The organism is Providencia sp. wls1914, from assembly GCF_009706645.1.
GTDB lineage: Bacteria > Pseudomonadota > Gammaproteobacteria > Enterobacterales > Enterobacteriaceae > Providencia > Providencia zhijiangensis.
On record NZ_WLUN01000008.1, the window covers coordinates 157,816 to 183,547 of the forward strand.

General features: G+C 43.4%; 22 protein-coding genes and 3 pseudogenes. 12 read left to right on the forward strand and 13 right to left on the reverse strand.

The genetic code is table 11. The features are described from left to right. Positions 1 to 45: 45 nt before the first annotated feature. The gene (gene mpl / locus GKR74_RS06915; RefSeq protein ID WP_154603034.1) at positions 46 to 1,425 is read right to left on the reverse strand and encodes a UDP-N-acetylmuramate:L-alanyl-gamma-D-glutamyl-meso-diaminopimelate ligase; all 1,380 of its coding nucleotides are present in this window, start codon (positions 1,423 to 1,425) and stop codon (positions 46 to 48) included. A gap of 163 nt (positions 1,426 to 1,588) precedes the next feature. Here mpl and fbp point away from each other — a divergent pair, with 163 nt between their 5' ends. The 3 genes from fbp to GKR74_RS06930 all read left to right on the forward strand — a co-directional run bounded on the left by fbp (position 1,589) and on the right by GKR74_RS06930 (position 5,425). Continuing rightward, on the forward strand, positions 1,589 to 2,596 hold the full coding sequence (gene fbp / locus GKR74_RS06920; protein ID WP_036949007.1) for a class 1 fructose-bisphosphatase: 1,008 nt from the start codon (positions 1,589 to 1,591) through the stop codon (positions 2,594 to 2,596). A gap of 138 nt (positions 2,597 to 2,734) precedes the next feature. Continuing rightward, positions 2,735 to 3,265, forward strand: coding sequence for an inorganic diphosphatase (gene ppa, locus GKR74_RS06925; protein ID WP_006658000.1), 531 nt, complete (start codon positions 2,735 to 2,737; stop codon positions 3,263 to 3,265). Between the two features lie 450 nt (positions 3,266 to 3,715). After that, entirely contained in the window at positions 3,716 to 5,425 is a 1,710-nt protein-coding gene (locus tag GKR74_RS06930; protein WP_181477671.1) for a pyridoxal phosphate-dependent decarboxylase family protein, read from the forward strand. 78 nt (positions 5,426 to 5,503) lie between these two features. Here the strand turns inward: GKR74_RS06930 and GKR74_RS06935 are convergent, their stop codons facing one another. The 3 genes and pseudogenes from GKR74_RS06935 to tamA all read right to left on the reverse strand — a co-directional run bounded on the left by GKR74_RS06935 (position 5,504) and on the right by tamA (position 11,364). Beyond that, on the reverse strand, positions 5,504 to 5,851 hold the full coding sequence (locus GKR74_RS06935; RefSeq protein WP_154603036.1) for a gamma-glutamylcyclotransferase family protein: 348 nt from the start codon (positions 5,849 to 5,851) through the stop codon (positions 5,504 to 5,506). A gap of 3 nt (positions 5,852 to 5,854) precedes the next feature. After that, positions 5,855 to 9,625 carry an autotransporter assembly complex protein TamB gene (tamB, locus tag GKR74_RS06940; protein WP_154603037.1) on the reverse strand — a complete coding sequence of 1,257 codons (3,771 nt, stop codon included), beginning with the start codon at positions 9,623 to 9,625 and terminating at the stop codon, positions 5,855 to 5,857. Then, positions 9,604 to 11,364 (reverse strand): annotated as a pseudogene (gene tamA, locus GKR74_RS06945) (autotransporter assembly complex protein TamA). Before tamA ends, tamB begins: the two are co-directional and overlap by 22 nt. Positions 11,365 to 11,497: 133 nt before the next feature. Between tamA and msrA the strand changes: the two are divergent. Further along, positions 11,498 to 12,139: pseudogene (gene msrA / locus GKR74_RS06950) on the forward strand (peptide-methionine (S)-S-oxide reductase MsrA). A gap of 156 nt (positions 12,140 to 12,295) precedes the next feature. After that, positions 12,296 to 13,639 (forward strand): hemolysin family protein, encoded by a 1,344-nt coding sequence (locus GKR74_RS06955; RefSeq protein WP_154603040.1) that lies wholly within the window; start codon positions 12,296 to 12,298, stop codon positions 13,637 to 13,639. Positions 13,640 to 13,711: 72 nt separating this feature from the next. On the opposite strand, the gene GKR74_RS06960 is transcribed toward GKR74_RS06955, so the two are convergent. Continuing rightward, positions 13,712 to 13,918, reverse strand: a complete 207-nt coding sequence (locus tag GKR74_RS06960; protein ID WP_154603041.1) for a DUF1107 domain-containing protein — start codon at positions 13,916 to 13,918, stop codon at positions 13,712 to 13,714. Positions 13,919 to 14,208: 290 nt separating this feature from the next. On the opposite strand from GKR74_RS06960, the gene GKR74_RS06965 reads away from it, so the two are divergent. Then, the gene (locus GKR74_RS06965) at positions 14,209 to 14,772 is read left to right on the forward strand and encodes a YtfJ family protein (protein ID WP_154603042.1); all 564 of its coding nucleotides are present in this window, start codon (positions 14,209 to 14,211) and stop codon (positions 14,770 to 14,772) included. A 242-nt stretch (positions 14,773 to 15,014) separates the two neighbouring features. On the opposite strand, the gene qseC is transcribed toward GKR74_RS06965, so the two are convergent. Continuing rightward, the gene (qseC, locus tag GKR74_RS06970) at positions 15,015 to 16,367 is read right to left on the reverse strand and encodes a quorum sensing histidine kinase QseC (protein ID WP_154603043.1); all 1,353 of its coding nucleotides are present in this window, start codon (positions 16,365 to 16,367) and stop codon (positions 15,015 to 15,017) included. Beyond that, positions 16,349 to 17,026 (reverse strand): annotated as a pseudogene (qseB, locus tag GKR74_RS06975) (quorum sensing response regulator transcription factor QseB). The gene qseC and the pseudogene qseB overlap by 19 nt, the downstream one beginning before the upstream one ends. 177 nt (positions 17,027 to 17,203) lie before the next feature. Between qseB and GKR74_RS06980 the strand changes: the two are divergent. The 4 genes from GKR74_RS06980 (at position 17,204) to mqo (ending at position 20,726) form a co-directional block, all read left to right on the forward strand. Further along, complete coding sequence (locus GKR74_RS06980; RefSeq protein WP_036948980.1) at positions 17,204 to 17,617, forward strand: YgiW/YdeI family stress tolerance OB fold protein; 414 nt, start codon at positions 17,204 to 17,206, stop codon at positions 17,615 to 17,617. Positions 17,618 to 17,750: 133 nt separating this feature from the next. Continuing rightward, positions 17,751 to 18,344: an NUDIX domain-containing protein gene (locus GKR74_RS06985; RefSeq protein ID WP_154603044.1), complete on the forward strand. Its 594-nt coding sequence runs from the start codon at positions 17,751 to 17,753 to the stop codon at positions 18,342 to 18,344. Positions 18,345 to 18,834: 490 nt separating this feature from the next. Beyond that, positions 18,835 to 19,224, forward strand: a complete 390-nt coding sequence (locus tag GKR74_RS06990; RefSeq protein WP_036948974.1) for a cupin domain-containing protein — start codon at positions 18,835 to 18,837, stop codon at positions 19,222 to 19,224. 8 nt (positions 19,225 to 19,232) lie between these two features. Then, on the forward strand, positions 19,233 to 20,726 hold the full coding sequence (mqo, locus tag GKR74_RS06995; protein ID WP_154603045.1) for a malate dehydrogenase (quinone): 1,494 nt from the start codon (positions 19,233 to 19,235) through the stop codon (positions 20,724 to 20,726). A gap of 79 nt (positions 20,727 to 20,805) precedes the next feature. Here the strand turns inward: mqo and cysQ are convergent, their stop codons facing one another. After that, positions 20,806 to 21,540: a 3'(2'),5'-bisphosphate nucleotidase CysQ gene (gene cysQ / locus GKR74_RS07000; RefSeq protein WP_154603046.1), complete on the reverse strand. Its 735-nt coding sequence runs from the start codon at positions 21,538 to 21,540 to the stop codon at positions 20,806 to 20,808. A 151-nt stretch (positions 21,541 to 21,691) separates the two neighbouring features. After that, a complete protein-coding gene (locus GKR74_RS07005) occupies positions 21,692 to 22,312 on the reverse strand; it encodes a peptidylprolyl isomerase (protein ID WP_036949262.1) in 621 nt (206 codons plus the stop codon). A gap of 208 nt (positions 22,313 to 22,520) precedes the next feature. Between GKR74_RS07005 and GKR74_RS07010 the strand changes: the two genes are divergently transcribed. Then, positions 22,521 to 23,123 carry a LysM-like peptidoglycan-binding domain-containing protein gene (locus tag GKR74_RS07010; RefSeq protein ID WP_154603047.1) on the forward strand — a complete coding sequence of 201 codons (603 nt, stop codon included), beginning with the start codon at positions 22,521 to 22,523 and terminating at the stop codon, positions 23,121 to 23,123. Between the two features lie 169 nt (positions 23,124 to 23,292). After that, positions 23,293 to 24,057 carry a CDP-diacylglycerol diphosphatase gene (locus tag GKR74_RS07015; RefSeq protein WP_154603048.1) on the forward strand — a complete coding sequence of 255 codons (765 nt, stop codon included), beginning with the start codon at positions 23,293 to 23,295 and terminating at the stop codon, positions 24,055 to 24,057. A 93-nt stretch (positions 24,058 to 24,150) separates the two neighbouring features. Here the strand turns inward: GKR74_RS07015 and rplI are convergent, their stop codons facing one another. Genes rplI through rpsF form a run of 4 tightly spaced genes read right to left on the reverse strand, consistent with a single transcriptional unit; the run spans position 24,151 to position 25,592 of the window. Next, positions 24,151 to 24,600: a 50S ribosomal protein L9 gene (gene rplI / locus GKR74_RS07020; protein ID WP_036948960.1), complete on the reverse strand. Its 450-nt coding sequence runs from the start codon at positions 24,598 to 24,600 to the stop codon at positions 24,151 to 24,153. Positions 24,601 to 24,638: 38 nt separating this feature from the next. Next, a complete protein-coding gene (gene rpsR, locus GKR74_RS07025) occupies positions 24,639 to 24,866 on the reverse strand; it encodes a 30S ribosomal protein S18 (RefSeq protein ID WP_000135199.1) in 228 nt (75 codons plus the stop codon). A 4-nt stretch (positions 24,867 to 24,870) separates the two neighbouring features. Beyond that, positions 24,871 to 25,188: a primosomal replication protein N gene (gene priB / locus GKR74_RS07030; protein ID WP_036948958.1), complete on the reverse strand. Its 318-nt coding sequence runs from the start codon at positions 25,186 to 25,188 to the stop codon at positions 24,871 to 24,873. Positions 25,189 to 25,196: 8 nt separating this feature from the next. Continuing rightward, positions 25,197 to 25,592 (reverse strand): 30S ribosomal protein S6, encoded by a 396-nt coding sequence (gene rpsF / locus GKR74_RS07035; RefSeq protein ID WP_154603049.1) that lies wholly within the window; start codon positions 25,590 to 25,592, stop codon positions 25,197 to 25,199. Positions 25,593 to 25,732 lie beyond the last annotated feature (140 nt).

Consider the following 25,732-nt stretch of genomic DNA (forward strand, 5'->3'; position numbering starts at 1 on the left):
GTTAGGGCTCTGATTCACGATAGCGCTCATAGACTATTCGTCATATTACTCGTCAGATTTTGCTTCAGCTTTATGCTTTAGCCCTGCCAGCAGTTTTTCATGAATACCACCAAAGCCGCCATTACTCATCACCAGAATATGGTCACCGGGCTGAGCCGTCTCCACCACCATATTAGCGAGAGTATCAATATCTGCGTGCCAGCGCGCAGGCTGCACACAATGCTCTGCAATTTCTGTGACCATCCACGGAATATTGCTAGGTTGGAATAAGAAGACTTCATCCGCACGACCTAAAGCGGGTGCTATATCATTTTTACTGATCCCCATTTTCATGGTATTTGAACGAGGTTCCAGTACAGCAATAATACGAGAAGTACCGCCAACTTTGCTACGTAATGCTTCTAACGTCGCTAAAATTGCCGTTGGATGATGAGCGAAGTCATCATAAACACTGACCTCATTTTCAACACCACGTAACTCAAGACGGCGGCGGGCATTAATAAATTTATCCAATGCTAAACAAGCTTCTTTCGCAGGTACGCCAACATGGTGTGCAGCAGCAATCGCCATCAAGCCATTTTGGATATTGTGATTACCGACTTGGGACCAATTCACTTCGCCCACTTTTTCTTGTTGGTAATACACCTCAAACTGGCTGCCATCATGATTAAGTTTTACGGCATGCCACTCACCGTTTTCTCCCACCAACTCTTGTTCGCTCCAACACCCCATATTCATCACTTGCTTGAGGTTATTGTCGTTACTCGGCATAAAGATTTTGCCGCTACTTGGCACAATACGCACCAAGTGATGGAATTGCTTTTGAATCGCTTCGAGATTTTCAAAAATATCCGCGTGATCGAATTCGAGGTTATTCAAAATCAGCGTTTTAGGGCTGTAATGTACGAATTTGGATCGCTTATCAAAGAATGCGCAATCATACTCATCTGCTTCAATAACAAAGAAAGGACTTTTACCAATCTGAGACGAAACATCAAAGTTCCCTGGCACACCACCAATCAGAAAGCCAGGCTCATAGCCACAATCTTGCAGGATCCACGCCAGCATTCCCGCAGTTGTTGTTTTACCGTGAGTCCCTGCAACTGCCAATACCCAGCGCTCAGGAAGAACATGATCATGAAGCCACTGTGGACCAGAGGTATAAGGTAAACCACGCTCTAATACGGCTTCAACACATGGATTTCCACGGGTCATCGCATTCCCAATCACCACCATATCAGGGGTTGGCTCTAACTGCGCAGGGTCGAATCCTTGAATTAGTTCAATGCCTTGCTTTTCAAGCAATGTACTCATCGGTGGGTAGACGTTTGCGTCGGACCCAGTCACTTTGTGCCCTAACGAACGAGCTAAAATAGCTAAGCTGCCCATGAAGGTTCCGCATATGCCTAAAATATGTATGTGCATTCTTTTCCATCCAATAGCATGAGGTTTGTCACTATTCTACTCATCAATCACAGGTTTATAAATGTATTAGCCTATTAATCTTTTCTTTATTTAGATAAACTCTCCGCCCGAGGGTACAATAAAGACCCGCAAATTTCTGTCAATTTTATTCAGGACCTTCGTCATGAAAACATTAGGCGAATTCATCGTCGAAAAGCAACAAGATTTTCCTCATGCAACAGGTGAGCTGACTGCATTACTGTCAGCAATCAAACTGGGCGCTAAAATTATCCATCGTGATATTAACAAAGCTGGACTCGTTGACATTCTCGGCACAAGCGGTGTTTCGAATGTTCAAGGTGAAGTTCAGATGAAGCTTGACCTGTATGCAAACGAAAAACTGAAAGCGGCTTTGAAAGCGCGCGGAGAAGTCGCCGGTATCGCCTCAGAAGAAGAAGATGAAATCGTCATTTTCGAAGGTGACCGTGCAGAAAACGCGAAATATGTCGTTTTAATGGACCCTCTGGATGGTTCTTCGAATATCGATGTAAACGTTTCCGTTGGAACAATCTTCTCTATCTACCACCGTATTACTCCAATTGGTCAACCGGTTACAGAAGCTGACTTCTTACAACCAGGTAACCGCCAAGTTGCTGCGGGCTATGTGGTTTACGGTTCATCAACCATGCTGGTATACACCACTGGTTTCGGCGTTCATGCCTTCACCTACGACCCATCATTAGGTGTATTCTGTCTGTCTCATGAAAAAGTCATGTTCCCAGCAGAAGGTAAAATGTATTCCATTAACGAAGGTAACTACATCAAGTTCCCTATGGGCGTTAAGAAATATATTAAATACTGTCAGGAAGAAGACAAAGCGACAAACCGCCCATATACCACGCGTTATATCGGCTCTTTAGTGGCGGACTTCCACCGTAACTTACTCAAAGGCGGTATTTACATTTACCCTAGCACAGCTAGCCACCCAACAGGTAAACTGCGCCTTCTGTACGAATGCAACCCAATTTCATTCTTAGCAGAACAAGCGGGCGGTAAAGCAAGTGATGGTACTAACCGCGTGTTAGACATCATCCCAACCAAGCTGCATCAACGTGTACCGTTCTTTGTGGGAACGAAAGCCATGGTTGAGAAGGCGGAATCCTTTATGCGTGAGTACCCTGACGCAGAATAATCAAACATTCCGTTTGACCTGAAGGCGAGACTCTCTCGCCTTTTTTGACTGAATTTCTCTCCAACTAGTGAGTTTTACCTCTCTTTGCGGCTATAATGTCCCCCACGTTATTTTAAGCACTCATAAGGATACATTTTAATGGGCCTGAACAATGTACCGGCAGGTAAAGAACTGCCTGAAGATATCTACGTAATCATCGAAATCCCAGCTAACGCTGATCCAATCAAATATGAAGTTGATAAAGAATCTGGCGCACTGTTTGTAGACCGTTTCATGTCTACTGCGATGTTCTATCCGTGCAACTACGGTTACATCAACAACACCCTGTCTTTAGATGGTGACCCAGTTGACGTTTTAGTACCAACTCCATACCCATTACAACCAGGTTCAGTTATCCGTTGCCGTCCAGTTGGCGTACTGAAAATGACTGACGAATCTGGTGAAGATGCGAAATTAGTTGCAGTACCGCACACTAAACTGAGCAAAGAATACGATCACATCAAAGATGTGAACGACATTCCTGAACTGCTGCGTGCGCAAATCACTCACTTCTTTGAGCATTACAAAGATTTAGAAAAAGGCAAGTGGGTTAAAGTTGACGGTTGGGAGAATGCAGAAGCAGCTAAAGCTGAAATCATCGCTTCTTTCGAACGTGCTGCAAAAAAATAATTAATCCCTTCTGTGGATAGAAAAGCGCTGGTTTTGACCAGTGCTTTTTTTTGCCTATATCTTCCCCTCTCAATATTAGTGTTTTTTCACAATTTCATAATATTCAGTGATATATATCGGTGGTTATACAGCCCGAAACTCCAATCAGAACTAACCAACCAAACATTTGACTATTATTGGATTAATTATCTGCTTTTAATAAAAAACTCGAAATAATAATAATTAAAAATAAATATTTTTCAGATTATAAATCTGTGATTGACATATCAATATAGGAATATATTTCCTTAGTAAAAAACAGCCGGATTAAATTTAATTTCTTTATTATCATGATATTAAATTAGCAACCCAGCCAAATTAGTCAATTTGATATTATTTAAATCAATATAGATTCAGGTGTAGAGTATTTACATAAATCATTAATTGTATAAATGTAAATGGGAGTCTAGCGTGAATCAATCAGAGCTTCTTGCTCGCCAAAGTGCGAACCTACTCACACCCGAATTCGAACAGCAGTACCATAATATTGTGGCGAACTTTTTTAGCCGCGATCCGAATAAATGGCCTATATTTAATGACCCAAAAATCCAAGCTATCACCCAATTTCGTAAAACGACACTCGCAGACAGTCAGCTAATCAATCAATATCCAAATGGCGCTCAGTGGTTCAATCAGCTGGCGCAGCAATCCCATGTCCAACAACAGATTAATTTACCGGGAGATCAACAAGATACCCTGCTAGCCTTTGCTTCTGCATTATGTAAAAACTGGGAAAACCCATTATCTGTCGAAAACGTGATTGCGATGCCTTCAGACCCTGCATTATACGGCTCTATGCTTGGTCTTTTAGGCAACCCCAACATGGTCTATTGCGAATATTCTGGCGTCGCCGACTCCATGGAAAAAACAGTGATTAGACAAGTCGCTAACTTAATTGGTTATGATGAAAACCAAGCGTCTGGATTATTCACTCAAGGCGGGACCATGTGTAATTTATATGGTTACCTATTTGGCATTCGCAAAACATTAAAAGATTCTCGCCAGCTGGGTATGTCTGTGGATCAAGACTATCGGATCATCAACTCCCAAGGTGGCCACTACTCCAACATGACTAACCTGTCATTACTGGGTGTGGATATTCAAAACAAAACCATTCGTATCAAAGTCTCCTCGGATAACACCATCGACTTACATGACTTAGAGCAGCAGATCCGTGCTTGTTATACCGTCCACTGCAAGATCCCCGTGATCTTATTAACCGCAGGTACCACAGATACCTTTGGTGTCGATGAAATAAAACAGGTTTATGAATTGCGAAACCGTCTGTGTGAAGAATTCGAAGTGACAGAAAAACCGCATATTCACGTGGATGCTGCGGTCGGCTGGCCAATTATTTTCTTCATTAATTATGATTTTAATACCAACCCGCTCGCTATCAACGAAGCCACACTGTTTGGATTACGCCACACCGTCGAAAAATTCAAACAACTTAAATATGCTGATTCCATCACTATCGACTTCCATAAATGGGGCTACGTTCCTTACACCTCGAGCTTAGTGATGGTACGTGATGGCAATGATTTCAAAGCGCTTGAAAACTCACCTGAAAACTTCACGTACTTTGAACACGATTTAGAAGGGCAAACTCACCTGCAATCCACCATTGAGTGTAGTCGCAGTGGGGTTGGGATTTTTGGCGCCTATGCAGGGCTACATTATCTCGGTATTGAAGGGTACCAAACTATCATTGCTCACTGCCTACAAAATGCTAACTACATGCGCAACCAGTTGATTGAAATGGAAAATGCGGCGGTTATGGTGCCTCAAAATCAGGGGCCTAGTGTCGGATTTCGTCTCTATTCCCCTAAATTGAATGCGGATCCACAGGACATTTTTAACTATGAATTAAGTTGCGCTAGCGATAAAGCAGCTTATGAAACCATGATTAGAAATAGCAAATGGCACCGCAATCTGTTCTTAACACGCGGTAAAGCTGGGCTATTCACCAATTGGGTGGATTCCATCGCCTGCTCAACTTATGCCGAACATAACCGTTTTGTGTACATTCCAGGCGAAAAAGCGGTCTTTATGAACCCAACAACAGAACGCCATCATATTGATGAGTTTGTGAAAATGCTCCAAGCAATGAGCCGCGCTTAACATTTATAAAAAACGCCGACCACTGAATTTTCAATGCTCGGCGTTTTTCTTGATGACTCATTACAGATAAACTACTGATTACTCTTCTTCATGGCGCTTCAGCCAATCACCACTTTTAATGTGAGGCAGGCCTTCAACTGAGTGTTTATAGAGATAAATCCACGCATTACCGTAAGGTGTTGGAATTAACTCACGCTCATAATCTTGTGAATTTTTCTTCAGTTCGTCTAACTCAGTCAGAATAGACGGATTAATACGATAAACTTCGCATTCAATCGTGCCATTCCCTCTGATAACCGCTGGATAATATCCAAGGTCATACAGTTCATAACCTTCTAGCTTATGCTCACCTAGCAGCTGAGCATAAGTCATCCAGTGATGATTCCCTTGCTTGCGCCTTAAACTGCCATAAACAATGATACGCATATATTAAAACTCGAATTGATAAAGCAGGTCCAAAGCCTGATTAACGCCAGAAACGGCTTCTAAAAACAGTTTCGGCATGACCCTATAGCGTAAAGTGAGCGTCGCTAAAGAATCAAATATGCCAACTCCATACTTAACTTGCAAGTCGTTCGTAATTTTCCCACTCACAACCACTTTCGAACTCTCACCCACACCTTGCGTATCGACGGCTAAATCTGACACTCCAAATGTTTCACCAATTTTACCTACCAGTTGACCACTTTGAGCAACCCCCAACCCGATCAACATCGAGGTCATTTGTGACCCATTCGCGTCCCCGCTATCGAGCCCTTCCCCTCTTAACAGATAGGAAAGTGCCTCTTGCTGGGTTTTTGCGGGCTCAGAGAATATCTCAACTTTTGGTTTATCGGCAAGTCCTGTTACCTTCACACCTGCAATCACATCATTGGCCGTGTTTTCAGGGTTACGGATTGCTTCTAAATTTAAGAACGGCTGATCAGCAGGCCCTGAGAATTGAATCTGCCCTTTACGCACAATCAAGTCTTGTCCATAAGCGCGGAAACGTCCTGATGGAATATCTACCTGGCCATTTAAGCTTAACCCTTGTTTATTTTGAACGACTTTCAGTAAACCAGTGAGCCGCGCTTTTAATCCAAACGCATCCAGACGCACATCATTACCAATATTAATATTTAAATTGGTTTGAATTGGAATCGACGGCTGTTTCGGACTGATCGGTTTAAGCTGTGCATCCAGCATGACCACATCCGAAGATGCACTCACCGCAGACTCAGGTAATTCTTGCACCGTAATACGCGCCCATGGAATAGTGACGCTGCCATTTAAGGTCAGCAATTTTGGTGACGCTTCCAGAATCAAATCAGGCTGCACATCAATTTTGATCATTGGCGGCAGAGAAACTCGTAAGTTATTCCCTCTCGCCAGTACTTTCGCTCGCCATGCATCAATGTTGCGCCAGTCCGCATCACCATCAATATTTAGGTAACCCTCTGGTGTTTTAATCTGCCCAGTCATGACTGAACTGGTACCATTAAAGTTAATCGCTAATTGACTATTTTGAATATCAAACGGGATCAACCCAGACTTCACTTCTAGCCCAGATAACGTGACATTACCGTTCATTAGCGGGTTATACGCAGAGCCACCGACACGTAGATTTGCATTCAGGTTTCCATTCGCAATGTCTTTTTCGCCAAGTAACGGTTTAATTAAACCTAATGTAATGGCGTTAATTTCAATATTGCCAGAGAGTAGACGCTTTCTTTCGAGGTCAGAAATTTGCACATTACCTTTAAATTGACCATTGTCTGCAATCTTCAACAACCAATTCAAATCCGCACGACCGTTCTTAATACCCGCATTTAATGTCAACGTATCAAACGCGATAGGCAAACGCGCACCATCAACAAACTGCACGACTTTGACCCCATCACCGCTCAAGTCAACTTTCACTTGCGGCAGGCTACCATCCGCTTTCCAGATGGCATTTGCACGCCCTGTGAACACCCCATTCACTCGGGTATCACTTGGCATAAATGGTTTGATCATCGCAAGATCAAATCGTTCTAATACAATATCAGCGCTACCACTTTTACCCGCTTTAACTGGCTTCGGCACACACACGCGAGCATTCGGGTTTACCCAGCAGTGACTACCAATAACCACTTCTTGAGTGGTGTTATTGTAGTTCAAGGACATGGCTTGACTCAGGCGCCACTCCCCAACTTCAGTATCAAATAAGGTATTGCTTAAATTCCCTTTCCACACTTCCGTCTGGCGATCAAAGCCCCCTGCCAGCGCGAGCTGTCCTGAAACGGGTTTCCCTGTCACATTCAGTTTTAACGTATGCTGTTTTTCAGTCCCTTTGGCATCTAGCGTTAGGTTACTAATGGCTAAATCTGCTTGGCGTAGTCCGCGTACCACCACAGATAAGTCACCTTTGATTTGGTCACCTGTTGCCACATTGCCTTTAACGGTGGTGGTCTCAACCGTCAAATCTTGCCATCTCACGCCACGCGCCGTTAAATCCGCCAGCGCTTGTGGTGCTTGTAAATCACCGCGAAGTTTTAAATCCCCGATGATCACGCCACCTAGCCCAGGCACTAACCCATTCAACGCTGGGGCATTAATTTTGGCATCAAGGTTCCATTTATCCGCTAAAGAGCCCTTCACATTCACGCTGTTTTTACCCAGCAAGAGGTTAAAATCTGGGATATTCCATTGCCCTGCGGCATTCCCTTTGGCTTGTCCACGCGCCTTTAATATGTGCTGTTTAACATTACCATCTAAGGTGATTTCAGGGATTTCTAACTGCCAGCTTCCACCATATAAGCTGCCTCGCGTGGCAATTTTTCCTTCAACTTTAGCTGGCCATTCTGGGTATTGCTTCGCCGTATTAATGCCCGATAACGTCAAAACCATATTCCAGCTAATGGCTTTACTCCAATCCGCCACCCCTGATAGGTCTGCATTACCTTGCAATGCAGATAAGCGTAAACGGGTTAAATCAATTTTTTCCTCATTCCCTTTTGCATCTAATAATAACTTAGATGGCGGTAGGTCTTGCCCCGTGATGGCGGAACGCAATGAAAGGTCATAGCTAGAAGGGCGGCCATTTAAGCGCAAGCGAGTGTCATCAAGCTTATATTGGCTTTCACCCACCAGCGGCCAAGTTAATTTTTTGCTTTCTAAAGTCAACTCAATCGGAAAATCTGCCTGCGCTAAATCGGTCTGAGCTTCTAGTGTCGCCGTAATTGGACCATTCAGATTCAATGCCAGCATTAGCTCATCCATCAACCCACCCTTAAGCGTTAAATCGACTTTCTGCCCATTTAAATCTTCAAGACGGCTTTCACCAATAACGGATAGTGCGACTGGCCATTTTTCTTGTAAGGAGATCGATCCAGAAACCGCAACATTTCCTTGAGGCGCATCGACTTTTAGCTGCTTCAATAAAACATTCTGCCCTGCATTTTCTAACTTCAAATTCAGGCTATTAATCGTAATTTCCGTGTCGCCTTTTAATTGGAAATTAGAGGCATTGATCCCCTCAACATTCAGGTCAACCGGTAGAATAATTTCAGGTAGCTCCGCTAATAGCGGCTTAGAAAATAACGTTTTAAGCTGCTCACCAAGGGAAGGCTGCTCACCTTCAGGCACAACGGGTTCAACCGGTTTTGGCGCCTCAGTCGGCTCGCTAGGCGGTAAGCTTATGGCAAGGTTAATAATATCGGTTGGCGTGATTTCGATAGCTCTTTTTTGCCATGTGATCCCCGTGGCAAACTTGTCGAGATCAATCACGGTGCCATCAACATTAACGTGAGTATCGACTAGTGCTAATTGAGCTAAACGAATGGTTAGCGGGGCATTAAGTTCTGTTAGCGGCTCAGAAGGCGGTGTCTCTTCAGACGGTGGGAATTGGCTAGTATCCACATTCACCATCACGCTTTCTGTTGATAAATCATCAATACATACTTCACGGCTGGTCAGGCACTTTAAACGTAACGCAAGGTGGATTTTCTTCGCATCCACGTCCACACCCGGCATTTGGTACTTCACGCCAGAGAGCGTCAAATCGTTAATGTCACCATCAATGGAGGCAATGGTCAGTTCAGGTACAAAACGTTTGGCCGAGTTCAACGCAAAATGCAGACCCGATTTGGTACCTAACACCCAATACAGCGCACCAACAACCAGAACTAACAATAGTAAAATGGTGATTGCAATCCACTTTAGCCATTTCATCCATTTCATAGTTCTGTCCCCAATCCGATGTAAAACTGAATTTTGTTATTATCTGGATCGCCAATAGGTTTGGCTAAATCAAATTTAATCGGTCCAACCGGAGAAACCCAGCGGATCCCCACACCAGCGCCCGTTTTAAAATCACTATTTTTGAAATCGTCTACCGCTTCACCACTATCAATAAAAGTGGCACCCCACCAGTTACCCGTGAAATTATATTGATATTCGACGGATCCAACCGCCAGCTTGGATGCCCCAGTGAGCTTACCGCTACTATCTTCTGGGGAAATTTTTTGATAACCGTAACCACGAACGCTACCGTCACCCCCTGCGAAGAAACGTAAGTCTGGCGGAACTTTGTCAAAGTTATTGGTTTCAATCCAACCAAGGTTTCCACGCACAACAAACCGGTGCCCTTCCCATGGCGTGCGGATCCACACATTCTTGGCTTGCAATACTAAGAAATCGATATCCGAGCCCCATATTTTATTCGAGTAATCGATAGAATAGCGCTGGCTATCACCCCAGGTTGGCATCACGCCACCTCTTTGGCGAATTCGGCTGACGTTTGCCCCCGGATACAGCAACATCGTCGTGTTGGTCACATCCGCTTGGGTAAAGTTACTCAACATCCAGCGCATATTCACGCCATACTGCCAGCCGGTTGAATAGTCCCAATTACGAGACACGTTTAGCGTGGTGGTATTCGCTTGAGTATCGTTCAAATCCGTACGTTTAAACCCACCTTGAATCGCATAATATTGCTCTAGAGGGTTCGCTTTGAGTGGAATTTTATAGCTGGCATCGATCAGCTGTTCCGGCTGAGAGAGGCTAATGCTGGAGGTTAAACTTTGTCCCCGTGAGTTAATCCACGGCTTATTCCATATCGCTTTTACGCGGGGCCCCACATCGGTCGCGTAACCACCACCCAGCTCAAGGAAGTTTTGCGCTCTAGGGATCATGACCCCTTCCATGGGTAATAGATCTGTATGCTCTTCACGAGCTTTTTGAATATTCGGCGTGACTAGCGCAGAGTTGAACCACCCTGTTGATGCCAAACGTTGGTTATATTCTGCGAGCTGTTCTGACGTGTAATATTCCCCTTCTTTAAAAGGAGATAGGTTTTCGAGGTAGTCCTCACGAATTTGTGAGCCTTCAAAGGTTAATTTACCAAAGCGGTAGCGCTCACCACTGTTAAAATCAAAATCCCAATAGGCAGCATGATGATCAAGAGAAATGCCTAGCTGGCTTTTTTCCATCATGGCATCGAAATACCCTTTACGGAGAGCTAGGCTACTGAACTTACCTTTAAAATCTTCATATTTACCATCATTTTGGATCGTGCCATATTTCGGCGTGTTTTTTTTCAGCATCTTGGCGTAATCAGGGTCTGTTTTCGCTCCCCCTTCTAACACCACATTGACACCTTGTAGAAGAATAGGCTCCCCCGGAGAGACCTTGGCCGTCAAAATTGAACGGGCAGGCGGAGTTTTCTCTTCATAGCTAAATTCTACCGTAGGCTCATAATATCCCAGTGGTTTTAACCCTTCACGAATCGCTTTTTCTACTCGAGCACGAAAACGTCCATTTGCAACGACTTCATCTTGTGAAATATTAGAAAGCTGAATACGGACATTCTGGTTGAGTTGCCCTTCAAGCCCTTCAATATTAAGGCGTAGATTCGCAGCAAATACCGCTGGTACCGCCGTTGTTAGGCATACTGCACAAAGGGTAAGATATTTCGACACGCCTGCTCCTAGGGTGATAGACAATTTGGCTTATTATTCAACAACGACTTATTTTGAGTAAAATAGACCACTGACACAAGTTTTTATCCCAATTTTTACTTTATTTCTATACTGATTGTATTTAGGAATCGTTATGACTTTTAATCAATTTCAGTCCGATAATGAATTTCAAGCACTTCCGGGCCGCCACACATCAATGGCGTTGTCACCTTACCATGCAGTGACCCATCATTCGATTGAGATTATTCCTAAGAATATGGAAATTGCTTATTTTGCAATGGGTTGCTTCTGGGGTGTGGAACGATTATTTTGGCAACAAACAGGAATTTATACGACATCCGCAGGTTACAGCGGTGGACTCACTCCTAACCCAACCTATGAAGAAGTGTGTACCGGATTAACCGGACATACTGAAGTCGTTCGCGTGGTTTTTGACCCTGAAATCATTTCATTTGCTCAGCTGCTAACACTATTTTGGGAAAACCACGACCCAGCCCAAGGTATGCGCCAAGGTAATGATATTGGTACCCAATATCGCTCAGCAATTTACACCGTGTCAGATGAACAGTATCAACTGGCGATGCAAACCCGTGAAGCTTACCAACTGGCGATGGCTGAAAAACAAGATAATCGCCCGATCACCACCGAAATTCGACCACTCGAAAGCTTCTATTTTGCAGAGGATTATCACCAGCAATATCTGTATAAAAATCCCAACGGCTATTGTGGGCTTGGCGGCATTGGAGTCTGCCTTCCTTCTTGAATAATTTTATAATGACGAATATATAGCCAGATAAAATAGGCTAGTGCTATACTTAGCGCGATACCCCCACCGCGCTAAGGCGCTAATTAATATTGAAATGGAATACCCTTACATTGCCTTTAGGATTTCAAGAAGTGACAATTCACTACCTAGAGGGTTGGATAATTTATGCTAAACAGTTTACTTATCGTACTTTTATTATGTGCAATCAGCGCATTTTTTTCGCTGTCCGAAATTTCATTGGCAGCTTCTCGCCGTATTAAATTGAAGTTAATGGCCGACGAAGGCAACATTAACGCCGCTCGGGTTCTCAAGTTACAAGAAATGCCGGGCATGTTCTTCACCGTTGTACAAATTGGCTTAAACGCCGTGGCGATTTTAGCCGGTATTGTAGGTGAATCTGCATTCTCTCCTGCACTGCAAGAGCTATTCATTAAATTCTTATCCCCAGCATGGGCACAGCAAGCTGCTTCCATTGTGTCATTTACCATCGTCACCAGCTTATTTATTCTCGTGGCTGACTTAACGCCAAAACGTATTGGAATGGTAAAACCTGAAGCTATCGCTATACGCATCGTTAACCCAATGCGTTTCTGCTTAGTGGTGTTAAGCCCACTCGTATGGTTCTTTAATGGCTTAGCGAACTTAATTTTTAAACTCTTCAAATTACCCACTGCACGTAATGAAGACATTACTTCTGATGATATCTTTGCTGTTGTTGAAGCGGGCGCGGTCGCTGGGGTGTTGCGTAAACAAGAGCACGAACTGATTGAAAACGTGTTTGAACTTGAGTCCCGTACCGTTCCATCGGCGATGACACCACGAGAAAACATCATTTTCTTTGATAAAGACGAATCTGAAGAGAGCATCAAACACAAAATCTCCACTCAGCCACATTCGAAATTTTTAGTTTGTGCAGGAGATATCGACCATGTGATTGGTTATGTGGATTCCAAAGAGCTCCTCAACCGCGTATTGAATGGCCAAAGCCTGAGTTTACGTGACGGTGTACATATCCAGAATACCTTAATGCTTCCGGATACTTTATCCCTGTCTGATACCTTAGAAGCCTTTAAAAATAGTGGCGTCGATTTTGCCGTTATCCTGAACGAATATGCCTTAGTGATGGGTGTTATTACCATCAATGATGTGATGATCACCTTAATGGGTGACTTGATCGGGCCGGGACAAGAAGAGCAAATCATTACCCGTGATGAGAATTCATGGCTGGTTGATGGGGGCACGCCAATCGAGGATGTTCAACGTATCCTTGATATCGACGAATTCCCAGATTTCAGCAACTACGAAACCATCGCAGGCTTTATGATGTATCGCTTAAGAAAGATGCCGAAACGCACTGATTATGTGAAATATGCGGGCTACAAATTTGAAGTGGTCGATATTGATAACTACAAGATTGATCAGCTGCTAGTCACGCGTATCACAAACACACCGTCCGCAGTTGTGGTTCAGCCAGGTACTGCGGGTAGTGAAGGTACGTCACAAACCTAAAATAACCACTGATAGCTAATATGAACACGCCACTGTATGTGGCGTTGTTATTCTTAAGGAGATTGAAGGTTGTTAGCCTAACTCAGCTCGCAGTAATACCACTTGTTTGTTCACTTCATTCATCACATTGTAATGAGCTTTATCGGTTACTTTTGGTGGTAAAATCTTCCCATTATTGAATTCGAAAGCCCCAAAATCCTTAATGTAGAGCCTACCTCTGAATAGTGTTTTCACGTATAGAGCAATTTTCGATGGGTTATAATGCTTAAAAATTTTCATTAGAACTGATCTCCATGTTGTTCTGACGATACCTCATTGCATATCGCTCAATAATCATAGACTAGAAAATTTTGTTTTGGTTCGGAAATTGCAATTTTATTCAAAACACTGACACAAAATGACATTGTCAATATACTGTTAAATTACATTTAAACCTCGTATTTATGCTGAATTTTACCAATTTGTTAATTTTCATCTTGCCACTCATCCGATGAGCTATGCTATAACTAGCAGCACCAGAAATCCTCACCCTATACACAACAATGACAATGATTTCTAAAGGTACCTTTATGATAAAAAAACTGCTTTTATTAACCTGCTTGCTAGGTTTATCTTCAACGGGATTTGCCATTAATATTCAATTAAATCAACCTGTACCCGCCGTTACCGTCACAGATAAAGGCGAATTACAGTTAGATAATGCTGGGAAATTCAATTACCAACTGTGGAAAAGCCAGCAACTTGCCGGTAAAGTTCGCACCATTCAACACATCGCAGGGCGCTCTTCGGCCAAAGAGCTTAATGCTCCGCTCATCGAAGCGATTAAACAAGCCAAATTCCCTCACGACAAATACCAAACTACCAGCATTATCAACACGGATGATTCAATTTTTGGTACTGGTGTATTTGTAAAAAACAGCGTGGAAGACAGCAAGAAAGAGTTTCCTTACTCTCAATTTATTGTTGATAGTGATGGTGTGGTGAAGAATGCATGGAGCCTTGCGCCAGAGAGTTCTGCCATTATCATTCTCAACAAGCAAGGTAATGTTTTATTTTATAAAGATGGTGCGCTAACGCCTCAAGAGATTAATAAAGCCATTAGCGTGATTGTCGCCGAGTTAGAAAAGCCGTAATTAACAAGATCAGAGTTAACAAGACCAACATTAAAACAAGTAAGAAAAGAGCCATTCCGGCTCTCATTCTCATAAATATAGGCTGTTTTCCTGAGCGTCGACGGCTGTTGACGCTCAGGAATTTGTTTTACCATCATGAGATCCTGCTGAACATAACCGTAAAAACACATCCCAATAAGATTCAAATTCAGCTGATTATTCTGCAACGACCTCATTCAATATTGTGCATAAAATAGACTAAATTATGCATTCCAACGAACAGTGACACAAAAGCCCCCTTCCGTGACATTAGTAAACGTCACGTTGAGATGGTGTAACTGAGCCACGCGTTTAACAATTGATAGTCCTAATCCGCTACCTGTTTTTTCTTGCCCCGGTGGTCGGTAGAAACGCTCCCCTAAACGCGCTAATACTTCAGGGGAAACACCATCACCATCATCTTTCACCTCCAGATAGTGGCGATACAAATTGACTTCAACCTTACCGGCGGCCTTACCATAGCGGATAGCATTGTGAAGAAGGTTTCTTAAGAGTACGGACAATAAAAGTTTTTGCCCCTTAAAAGACGGCGGCGTTTCAACAATCGATATTTTCAACGTTACCTGATTTTGCCGAGCTTCCAGCTCGCTCTCTTTAACGGCTTGCTCAATTAATTCCTGCCAACTCACTTCACTCACATCATCTAACTGATTAGAAGACTCCAAGCGGGATAACGTTAATAACTGATCCACCAGCCGAGTTGCACGATCAATTCCCTCTGAAAGATTAGCCACTGCATGTTGGCGAATTGCCTCGTCACTTCCAGCAATCTGCACCACTTCAGTTTGGACTTTCAGTGCGGCAAGTGGACTACGCAGTTCATGGGCAGCATCAGAGGTAAATTGCCGTTCACGCACAAACATGTGGTTTATTTTGTCGAATAATCCGTTCAGAGAATCTAGGATTGGCTTAGCCTCACTAGGGATCGTGGGCACCACCACTGGGCTCAGTTCCTCCGGCTTCCTCTCTCGCAACTGCTTAGCTACATCCCGCAGGGGTTTTAATGCTCGAGTGAGTAACCATAAAAATACGATTAACATTATCGGCAGCGCCACCAGCCACGGTATGAGCTGAGAAAACATAATGCTGTTAGCCATACTTTGGCGGTATTCCCACTCTTGCCCTACTGCAATAATATATTGATTATCAATAGATTTTAGCCAAACAAAGCGCCACTCATCATCACTACCTTTCAACTTGCCTTCACTGAATCCTTCACGATCAAATTGAAATTCAATTTTGCGCCCGTTATCACCATCATTTAGCACCATTTCGCCACTCGGCGTAAAAATCGCAAACGCCAATGCGTCATCGTCTTGGCTTCCCCGATTTTTCCGCAATAACTTTTTGGTTTTACTCAATGATGCTTGAGGCAAGTCGATATCCGTTGGTAACACCGATAAGCGCTTTGCAAATACCATTTGTTGAGTATCAAACAATTCGTTAATGGTTTTATAGGTTTGATACCATGCCAATGAGCTAGCAATTCCCCACGTCATTACAGCGAGGAGCAATAACATCAAAGTCAGTTTGAGCCTTAAGCTGAACGTTTTCATGCTTCATCACCCAGTCGATAACCAACACCATGAACAGTTTGAATAAACTTACTGCCTAATTTGCGGCGTAAATGGTGAATGTGAACTTCAACCGAATTACTGGAGACCTCTTCATCCCAGTTATACAACTTTTCTTCTATCGCACTACGAGACAGCACTTTTTTCGGGTTGTGCAAAAATAATGATAATAGTGCCAGCTCTTTACCCTTTAACTGCACAGGATTTCCTTGGTAAGTGACCGTCATCGCTAAAGGATCCATCTCCACGTCACCATGTACCAACGTGGGTGATAGCTGCCCACTGCGCCGACGGATCAATGCTTGCAAACGCGCCGCAACCTCCGCAAGCGCAAACGGCTTACACAGATAATCATCAGCCCCTTGCTGTAGCCCATTTACCCGTTGTTCAAGGGCATCTCGCGCCGTCAAAATCAAAACAGGCTCATCTCGCCCTTGCTTACGCCAGAACTTCAAAATATCCATACCATCAATATGCGGAAGTGATAAATCCAGCACGACAGCATCATAAGGGGCATCAAACAAAGCCTGTTGACCTTGTTTACCATCCATAAACCAATCAAGGGTAAACCCCAATTGTGTTAGCCCTACTTTTAAGCCATCGCCAATTAACCTGTCATCTTCTATTAATAAAATACGCATATTCAACCTCCACATCGAATATTGTTATATTTATCTTATTAAATTCATGATGACCAGTGGTGATTGTCCAAATTAAAAATATATTTAATTAATTTGAGTTCTTAAGATCCTGTTAAGATTTACTTGGTTAAATACATCCCATAGACCAAATTTCTGGTTACTTGTGGAGAAACAAAAATGAAAAAATTACCTTTAATCACCTTAATCGCTGCCCTTGCTACCGCCCCTGTTTTTGCTGCTACTGGTGGTTTTTCAGGTCCAGGTGAAGTCGCCAACACCACTAACACTGAAACCATGAAAACCCAAGAAGGTGGCTTTAACGGTCCAAATGCAAGTGAAACAACGGTTGCGAAAGCCCTTGAATTATCTGACAACAGCTGGGTTGTTTTACGCGGTAATCTCGTTAAACAACTGGACAAAAAACATTACGAATTCACCGATGGCACAGGCACCATCACCGTTGAAATTAGCCAAAAACGTTTCAATGGAGTGAACGTCACGCCAAAAGATAAAATCGAAATTCGTGGTGAAGTTGATAAAGACTGGAACTCTAAAGAGATCGACGTTAAACAACTGCAAATCATCAAATAATTAATTTCGACCAAAGGCCAGCAGATTGCCCATTGCTGGCCTTTGGCTATTTAAGTCTGTTCCCTGCCCCCTATTTCCCCTCTCAATTTATAGTGCTAGATTATGCTTACCTTATTTCTTCTCGTACTTATTTATGAAACAGCCTCAAGTTAGGAATATCAGCGAAAAATTACTGTCCGATAACTGGTACATTCTCAAAAAATATACCTATGAATTACAGCGACACGACGGCTCTTGGCAAAAACAAGAGCGAGAAGTGTATGACCGTGGCGATGGCGCTGTCATTTTGCTGTATAACACATCCAAAAATAGCATTATCTTGATCCGTCAATTCCGGATGCCAATGTACGTTTCTGGATATAAACAGTTGCTGATTGAAGCCGCAGCTGGACTACTTGAAGGTTCTTCCCCTGAAGCGAGAATTATTGCTGAAGCCGAAGAAGAAACTGGCTATAAAATCGATAATATTGAAAAGGTGTTTGAAGCCTTTATGAGCCCAGGCTCCGTCACTGAAAAGCTGCATTTTTACATTGCCCAATACAGTGATAAGGACCGCCAAAGTGATGGTGGTGGGCTCGCTGATGAAGGTGAAGATATTGAGGTTATGGAATGGTCATTCCCTGATGCGCTTGCTGCTATCAAAAACGGGGAGATCATGGATGGTAAAACCATTATGCTTATTCAACATCTTGCCTTAAACGGAATTCTAAACCCCAAAAATAGTTAATTTTTAAAGGGTGAAAATAGCATTTTTGCCCTTCCACTCTTAATCCGTTCTATATAATCATCATTAAACGATTTCTTTGCTCTTTATTTTTTCTACTCTCTTTTATTTTTCATATTTTATTTAATCATATTTGATAAATTACATTTTATTACACTTTCCATTACCGAGCATCTAAACTCGATAATAAAAAGAATAAAATAGAGTTTATTCCGTCAAAAAAGAATTATCTTTTATCGCTTTGATTTAAATTAAAAAACCAACAAATAAACCCATCTAAAAACAATCATCAATAAAATTAAAAAGCCTATTTTTTTCAATGAAATACTTTCATTTAAAAATATTAACTTTGACCTTGTCACTAAAAAACTTTAGATTTAAAGATAACCTACTTTCTGAATTTCACTATTTTTTCGTTAAGGTAAAAATCGAAACACTGAATATTATCTTAGTTATTAAGCAATATTATTCTTAAGTTAAGGAGCTAAATAAGATGATCCGTTGTATTCGTATGTGGACAGGTGAAGACGGTAACTCTCTGTTTGAAGAAGGCACCATTGAACTGAATGGTGTTGCTCGTGGAGATGACCAAAGCCCTGTCATTGCCGTCAGTGAACTCACCTTTCGCGAAACCGTTTCAGGTGGCTCTTGGGATTGGCACAAAGATCCCGTTCCACGCTATGTTATCACCCTCACCGGTACCTTAGAGTTCGAAACCAAAGATGGCTCCACATTTATTATCAAGCCAGGTGACATTCTGCTTGCTCAAGACAATACAGGAACAGGACATAAATGGCGTTTGATTGGTGATGAACCTTGGAGACGCGCTTATGTGGTGTATCAAGACGGTACAGACTTGTGTTTCACTCCGAATAAAAAATAGGGATTTCCATGACTAAACCCATTGCAGAAAATGTTGATATCGCGCTGATCGGTGCGGGGATCATGAGCGCCACGCTCGGCACATTTCTTAAAGAGCTGGAGCCAAATCTCACTATCGCGATATTCGAAAGATTAAATGATTGTGCCCAAGAAAGTTCCCATCCATGGAATAACGCGGGAACAGGTCACGCGGCAAACTGTGAAATGAACTATACCCCGCCAAACCCTGATGGCACGGTAGATATCAGCAAAGCTCTTGAAGTAAACACTGAATTTGACCTGTCTCGTCAGCTATGGTCTTACTTGGTCACCAAAGGCAAAATCAAAAATCCACGGGACTTTATCCACCCTTGCCCGCACATGAGCTTTGTTTCTGGTGCAGACAACATCAAGTTTTTACAACAACGTTTCCGCCAAATGTCTGCCCATCACTGTTACCACAATATGGAATACAGCGATGACCTAAAACAGATTGATGAGTGGGCGCCATTAGTGGTTGAAGGCCGAGATCCTAATGAAAAAATTGCGGTTACCCGTGTTGTGACTGGGGCTGATGTGGATTACGGTGCCTTAACCCACTTACTGATGGCACAACTGAGCGAGCAGAGTGGATTTTCTCTTCACTATAAACATGAAGTGATTGATGTGACACAGACGCCTGATGGGCGCTGGAATGTGGAAGTGAAGAACCTTCTGACTCACGAAAAAACCATCACGTCCGCAAAATTTGTATTTGTAGGAGCCGGTGGTCGCGCCATTGAGTTACTGCAAAAATCCGGTATTCCTGAAGGTAAAGGCTATGGCGGATTCCCTGTGAGTGGAATTTGGCTACGCTGTGACGATGAAAAAGTGGCGGCTCGCCACCACGCCAAAGTTTACGGAAAAGCCGATAAGGGCTCACCACCGATGTCTGTACCGCATTTAGATACCCGCATCATCGGCGGAAAACGCTCTTTACTGTTTGGACCGTATGCTGGTTTCTCGAGTAAGTTCCTAAAACATGGATCTTATCTGGATCTGTTTGATTCCATCAGACTGAACAATATTGAACCGATGCTTGCCATCGCGAAAGATGATTGGTCATTGGCTGAATATCTTGTGGGACAAGTGCTGCAAACGTCTGCACATCAATTCTCTATGCTGCAAAAATTCTATCCTGATGCGCAGCGTGAAGATTGGAAAGAAGTGGTCGCAGGTCAACGCGTTCAGATCATTAAACCGGATCCGGTGAAAAAAGGCGTATTGGAGTTCGGTACAGAGCTGATTACAAGTGCAGATAAATCGTTCACCGTATTAATGGGCGCATCACCGGGTGCATCGACGGCTGCGTTTATCGCCCTCAACGTACTGAAAACCTGCTTTGCAGATCAACTCTCTGCGGATGGTTGGGAAGCTCGCCTGAAGACTATCATTCCAACTTATGGAATTGATTTAAAACAGGATGCAAAAGCGTGTTTAGATATTCGTACTGCAACGGCTAAAGTGCTGCAATTAGATAACTAAACATTAAGTCATGTTGTTCAAGTCGGGTAAGTGAATCATTAGCTACCCGACTTTTTATTATCTTGCTATTTTCGCTGTCTTAGCGACATTCAAAACCGGGGTTCAAAAAAGACTCTCTCGGTGAATAATCCAGTGTATTTCCCTGCCAATCCACCACGCTCGCCCCTGCCCCTAATGCCACTGCATGTCCCGCTGCTGTATCCCAGATATTAGTCGGTCCAAAACGAGGGTATAACTGCGCGCTGCCTTCCGCTACTAAACAGAATTTTAGCGATGAACCTATCTCCGCTGTGCGATGCTCTGGAAGCTTCGCGAGATACGCCATCAATTGGGGGTCTTGATGAGAACGGCTGATCACCACCACAGGCGGCGTCTCAGCTTTGACGTGAATGCGCTGAATTTCCCCGTGCTCTTCTTTCCACGCTTGAGAGCCTTCGGCGTAATACATCAACCCTTTAGCTGGCGCAAAAACCACTCCCATGACTGGAATGCCATTTTCAATTAACGCAATATTGACGGTGAAATCACCATTACGATTAATAAATTCTTTAGTTCCATCCAACGGGTCAATAAGCCAGTAACGTTGCCAGTCACGACGTACAGGCCATTCTGGAGGATCTTCTTCCGAAAGTTGAGGGATATCAGGTGATAAACGTGAAAGCCCCTCTTTGATGATTTGATGGGCTGCAATATCCGCAGCCGTGACAGGGGAATCATCTTGCTTATGTTCAACCTGCAATGGCGCATGCCCATTGTAGATTTTCATGATGGCATCACCCGCCTCTCTGGCAAGTGTACAAAGTTGTTGGCGCATTTTATTTCCCCTAATGACACGAAGCCTTTAAGAGTAACAAGAGCAGAATATTTACGCTAATAAAAAAGCCTCATTAGCTATATCGAAATGGCAAATGACCAAAATGACAAGCTAATAAGGCTATTATTCTTTTCTGTAAGTCAGTCAGAAATTACAAAATTTCCAGTAACTCAACTTCGAAAACAAGAGTGCTGAATGGAGGGATAGATGCACCGGCACCGCGCTCACCGTAAGCTAATTCATGAGGAATGTATAATTCCCATTTTGAACCCACAGGCATTAATGTCAGCGCTTCAATCCAACCTGGGATCACGCCACTCACTGGGAATTCTGCTGGTTGACCGCGCTGTACGGAGCTGTCGAACACAGTACCGTCAATTAAACGGCCTGTATAATGAACGCGAACGCGATCAGAACGCGCTGGGATTGCGCCTTCACCTTGGTTGATCACAGAGAACTGCAAACCAGACTCAGTAGTCGATACGCCGTCTTTCTTCTGGTTCTCATCTAAGAATTTTTGACCTTCTGCAGCCAGTTCTTTTTGACGCTCTTGGCGAACTGCATCTGCACGTTCGTGCATTTCACGCAGTGCTTTATGCAGCGCTTCAACTGGAACTGATGGCATGTTGCCTTCTAAAGAATCAGTCAGACCCGCTAAAATTGCGTCTGGAACTAAGCCTTCTAGTCCTGATTCTAATAATTGCTGTCCAATTTGTAGACCAATGCCATAGCTCGCTTGAGCTTCTACTGAATCAAAGTTTTGGTTTGCCATGAAAATACCCATTTCATTTTTTGAGAAAAACCAAGGATAGCAGCCCCTTTCCTATGGGTAAACCTAAACCCGATCACGGAAGAATAAAACTGTCTAAATTATTCAGTGTTCTCCTAAATTAGCCTTCAACTTGTTAATTTACGCGTAAATAGTGCTAGTATGCGTTAAAACGTCTGTGATTAATTATTCCTCAAATATAGGAGGGGTCATGTTGAGACTATCCACTTTTCATCGCTATGGAATTGCTATTCTAGCGCTGATCGTTATTGCTGCCTTATTTTGGCCATCTAGCGATAAGCCGAATACCGTGCAGAATAATACGGGCAATATACCGAACCAGCCAATAGTTATCCCACCAACTGCACAGCCAAATCCAATCCCTGATACGGTATTATCGCAGCCAGAACAACCGACAACCAACATCCCAGATACATCAACGTCATTACCAAGTGAGCCTGAAGTTATTCAAGAACCACAAACGTCTCAGCCGACACAGCAGCCAAGTACTAGTGCGCCATCACAGCCGTCAACCACTCCCCCTTCAGCTAATGAATGGCAGAATTATCGCGTTCAAAAAGGGAAAACATTGGCGCAGCTATTTCGTGATAATAACTTGCAGGCGAATGATGCATTTATCATGGCAAAAGTTGAAGGCTCAGAAAAACCCCTTAGCAACTTGCAACAAGGGCAGAAAATCCGATTAAAAGCCAATGGTAAAGGTGAAGTTCAACAGCTGGAAATCACAGCAACCAACGGTCAAACCTATGGCTTTACGCGCTTAAGCGATGGTAGCTATTATCGAACACCTTAGTTTGTCTTTTAACGTCGGGCATTTCATACAATAACCCGACTTTTCTTTTATTTTCAGAATAAAAATTCAATGGAGACGTTATTTGATGACGTCTCTCACCATAAACTACGTATAATCACTGTTCTTTATTACACTTAATGGTTAAACAGGGAAAAGAACAGGAAAATCTATGCAGAAAAACAACAATACCTGCAAAAAGAAGCTCATTAAAATTATTGCCGCCGTAGTTTTACTCCTACTGCTCAGTGTTATTGGCTATATTTCATGGATTAAATACCATGCGGATGGGCTGTGGAATATCATTAGCCAGCAGTGCATTGCTATCAATGATCCCGACCAGCGTAATCCATCTTGCTTGAAAGTGGATTTAGACAATCGCTATGTACTATTTAAAGATAAAAAAGGCCCGGTTCATAATTTGGTACTACCGACCGATAAAGTCAGCGGTATCGAATCCCCTTTATTACTTGAAGATAATAGCCCTGATTACTTTACGCTTGCCTGGAATGAGCGAGAGAGTGTTAGCCCCGCGGGCCAACCCGCTATTAGCGATGATAAACTCGCCTTAGCGATTAATTCACAATATGGGCGTTCACAAGATCAACTTCATATCCATATTGCTTGCCTAAAACCACAAGTTATTGAGCTAGTTAACCAACATGCGGATGCGATTAAATCTGAATGGCATGTTTTTCCTGTGCCGTTAGAAGGTCATGAATATTGGGTGAAAAAGCTAGATAGCCAACAGAGTCCTTTCAAGCAGTTAAATGAGTATGTTCAAGCACATAATGACAGCATGGGGAACTATGGACTGGCTGTGACGGAGCTGAAAGATGGTTCGATGGTATTATTAGCGAATCGTACGGATGTTTGGCAGTTTAATTTAGGTAGTGCGGGAGAATTGCTGGATTACCAATGTTCAGTTAATCAGTAAGTTTTCCATACTCTAGAAATAAAAAAACACCGGATCCCCGGTGTTTTTTTATTGTGCCACCGCGTTAACAGTGGCAACTATCATCATTATTGATTACTCAGCAACGATGATAACGTTCAGCTCTGCGAAAACATCGCTGTGTAACTGGAAGTGAACTTCGTGGTCACCAGTAGTACGCAGAACGCCGTTTGGCAGGCGAACTTCGCTTTTCGCAACTTTAACGCCAGCCGCAGTGATTGCGTCAGCGATGTCACGAGTACCGATTGAACCGAACAGTTTACCTTCGTCACCAGCTTTAGAAGCCAGAGTAACAGAACCCAGCGCAGTAACAGCTGCTGCACGAGCCTGTGCTGCTGCCAGAACGTCAGCTAATTTAGCTTCCAGTTCAGCGCGGCGAGCTTCGAAGAATTCAACGTTTTTCTTAGTTGCAGGAACAGCTTTGCCCTGTGGTACTAAGAAGTTACGAGCGTAGCCCGATTTAACGTTAACTTGGTCACCCAGGCTACCTAGGTTAGCTACTTTATCAAGCAGAATAACTTGCATTACCTTATCCTCTATTAGTCGTTAATGGACTGTACCAATTACTGATGACGATCAGTGTATGGTAACAGAGACAGGTAGCGAGCGCGCTTGATAGCACGAGCGAGCTGGCGTTGATATTTTGCACGAGTACCGGTGATACGGCTTGGTACAATTTTACCACTTTCAGTGATATAGTTTTTCAGCGTTGCGATATCTTTATAGTCGATCTCTTGAACGCCTTCCGCTGTGAAACGGCAGAACTTGCGACGACGGAAATAACGTGCCATATGGCTAGTCTCCAGAATCTATCAAATCAATCTGCTCGGCATGTAAGACTAATTTACTGATTCCATTACGTCCCTGATGGGTGCTAATGAAACCTGTAACAGTAATCAGACTGCCGACCGTTATACTGTGAGTATGGGTTTGTAAGGCTTGTCCGCTGGCAATGACGGGCATTCTGCACCATGCTTGCCGTGACATTCCAGCTTCCTGTTGTCCAGAACGATGTTCTAAAACAAACTGGCAATGTGGAATGCCGGACGGACTCACTTTTCGAATCAATGCTTTACAGACTGTGCCTGTCAACACTAGACGATTAGTGATCACCTGAGCAATTACTCTTCAGAATCCCCAGTTTCTTCTGCTTCTTCGTCTTGATATTCATCAGACATGTCACGGCCGCGACGTTCGTCTTTGGCTTTGACCATTGGAGAAGCTTCTGTTACTGCGTGTTTTAAGCGCATAACCATGCTGCGGATAACGGCATCGTTGAAGCGGAAGTTAGTTTCCAGCTCATCAATCGCTTCCTGTGGAGCTTCTACGTTCAGCAGAACATAGTGAGCTTTGTGCAGTTTGTTGATTGGGTAAGCCAGTTGACGACGGCCCCAGTCTTCCAGACGGTGAATCTGACCTTGTGCGTTAGTGATAACAGCACTGTAACGCTCGATCATGCCCGGAACCTGTTCGCTTTGGTCAGGATGGACCATAAAAACGATTTCGTAATGACGCATTAGTAGTTGCTCCTTACGGATTATTAGCCTCCTGTCTGGGTTAACCGCGGCCCGCGGAGGCAAGGAACTTGTTGAGTGCGGCTAAAAAATTGACGCGTAACTATACCCATCCCAGATAAAAAACTCAAGAGATGGGGACA